This window comes from Candidatus Merdisoma sp. JLR.KK006, assembly GCF_036941035.1.
GTDB lineage: Bacteria > Bacillota > Clostridia > Lachnospirales > Lachnospiraceae > Laedolimicola.
Genome location: NZ_JAYMNS010000067.1, coordinates 1 through 2740, shown reverse-complemented (window position 1 = coordinate 2740; position 2740 = coordinate 1). Strand labels below are relative to the sequence as shown.

At 53.9% G+C, this 2740-nt stretch carries 1 protein-coding gene; it reads right to left on the bottom strand.

The features are described from left to right. Positions 1-2524: SpaA isopeptide-forming pilin-related protein (locus VSQ61_RS22525; protein ID WP_334346558.1), on the bottom strand; the 2524-nt coding region annotated here is incomplete at its 3' end. Positions 2525-2740: the final 216 nt, after the last annotated feature.

The following is a 2740-nucleotide window of genomic DNA, read 5'->3' as shown; positions in this document are numbered from 1 at the left end:
CAATGATTTCATATACCGCCCCCGCTTTCCCGGTCACTTCAAACACCGGGGTATAAATGTTACCGCCTTCCGCTAAATCCCCGTCTTTGTCGATTATTCCGTCACCGGAAGTCTGGACACCCGCAAATTCCTCGGCGGTCTTTGCCACAAGGATTCTGCCCTTCTGCGGCATATTCCTCTGCTCTGTTACTACCACGGTGACGCCGCTCTCCTCAGAGGAATTTTCCTGCGCCACAGTAAACGGGATGGGCGTGGAATCCAGCACATAGCCATAAGGAGCCTGCACCTCCACCATCGTGTAATCCCCGAAAGGCAGCTCCTCCGGCGTGATCAGGTATCCGTCCGCCCCGGTGTAGAACGTATCCAGCGTTGTCACTTCCGGGTAGGTGTACTTCATGGTGACAAGCTCCCCTGCGCTGTCATAAATCTGGTAGCCTGCGCCTGCAAGGGGGATGGTGTTCCCGGTTTCAGCGTCTTTCTTCACAATCTTGATATAGGACGCAAACGGCCTGTTGTTGATCAGGTAGCGGTAAACCTCCCCGTCTTTGCTGACATACACGTCAAAATCCTTCATAAGCTCGCTGCCTTCCCACCCTTTGGTCTGGTGGACGGTGTAAACGCCATAAGGCAGGTCTTTTGTTTCCGCATAGCCATACTCATCGCATACCAGCGTGTCCCGCTCGCTCTCTTTTGCATTGTCAAAACTTCCGGAACGCTTCAAATATACCTGAAATTCTGCGCCTTCCTCCGGTGTTTCAATCTGTGTGCTTCCGTCATCGGTGTGCTTGATGATGGAAATGCGCCCTTTGATGACCTGCTCCTGCACGTCATTGGACGTGGTGTTCAGCTCAATCGCATAATTCTCCGGCTCCGCCCCTACATGGTGTACGGTTTCATCCAAAAGATAACCCTCGGATGGCGTAATCTCCCGGACGCTCCAGTTATTGCCGCAAATATAATATTTCGTGGTGAATTTCCCCTCGCTGTCGGTGGTGTAGGTGTCGATCAGGGTGTCCCCGTCATAAATGCCATACACTGCGCCCGCCAGCGTTGCGTCACCCTGCGGCTCCCCGGTTTCCTTATCTGTTTTTGTCACGTTGACACGGAACTTCTTTAAAATGTTGGTCACGGTTGCGCTGGTGACTTCCTTCCACTTGATTGTGACGCTCTGCTTCTTGGGGATGACATAGCGGACTGCGGTGTCCACTTCCTCAAGGGTGTATGGTGTGGAGCCGGAAATGAGGATGTTAGAGAACATAGCGACACCGTTCCTGTCGGTCACTGCATACTCATCTACCATTGCGCCGGAGAGGGATGTCCCGTATAAATGGAACCTCACGCCCTCCACCAGATTGTCCTCGGAGCCTTTGATTACTTTTAAATCCTCGCGCTTTAAGATGTTGGAGAATTCCACCTTTGCGGTCTGCCCGCCTGCAACGGTCACTTTCTGTGATTTCTGCAGCTCATAGCGATCCTCTGTCAGTTCGGTCACGGTGTAGGTTCCCGGATTCAGGTTCTCCACCTTAATCTTTCCGTTCTTCCCCGTAACCACTGTTTTGTTGATTCCGCTGCCCGTAATCTGGAACCTTAACCCCTCCACGATCCCGTCCTCGGACGTTTTCACAATCTGCACATGGCCGTATGGGATTTTCACGCTCAGGTACACCGTGATGTCGGCTGCGCTCTCCACGCCCACCACGACGTCCTGCAAAGACGCATCGCCATAGGCTACCAGTGTGCCGCTGACTGCCGGGCTTCTCTTGGTTGCGGATAAAAGCACGTCCCCCGTCACCGCCTTTTGGGAAGTGATGGTTAAGGTATTCCCTGACGCACTCACGGACACGCTACTGTTGGATGAAGTGAAGTTATATTTTGATAAAACCCCGTTCGTATCCGTCAGCTTCACGACATATTTATCCCCGTCCCATGAAAGCTCCTTTACAACTGCGTTCCTGTCGGTAGACGCAAAGCTGGGGATTGTCCCGTGTTCCTGCATACCCGCCACAATCTGGCTGTACGCTGCGGACACACCGCCGTTTGCCCCGTTTGCGCAGATGCTGTTATAAAACTTTCCGTCTGTCTGGTTATACGGGGCATTGGCGTTCCTGCACCCGGTCACGATCTCCCATATGACCATCTGCGTGGCAACCACCTTTTCATCCTCGGAACCGGGAAGGCTCCCCATGCTGCCCTGCGAACCGTACAGAAGCGCAAGGTTCACGGCGTCCCTCTGGCTCCCGCTTAAGGCGTTCCATGTTTCAGAAGCGTTTGCCTGCAACGTGTTCCCTGTATGCAGCGGCACTCCCGGCTGGATGCAGAAGGCAGGCTCCCCGTCCGCATAGATACGGGTTCTTGCCTCCCCCGCCTCTCCGCATACCCTCCCATCGTGGGTGACGGTCTGCTGGTAGCGGATGGCATTGCCTGCCCCGTCATGGCAGTACGCAAAGGTAATCTTCGCTGTTTGCGACGCCGCCGACACGTTCATGGACGGAAGCACGGAAACAATGGATGCCGCCGCCATCATCAGGGCAAGCCCTCTTTTCAATCTTTCTTTTAACTTCTTCAATCTACTTACCTCCATTTTATTTTTTGACTTATATCAGAATCCTGCTCCGGCAGGATTCCCTGCCTGCGGCGGGTTGCGCCAGCAACATAATTCCGCTCCGCCGCAGTGCAATCCCCCGGAGGGTTTTCGTGCAGGGAACGCTGTTTCCTGTACGAAAAAAATCCCTGCGGTATG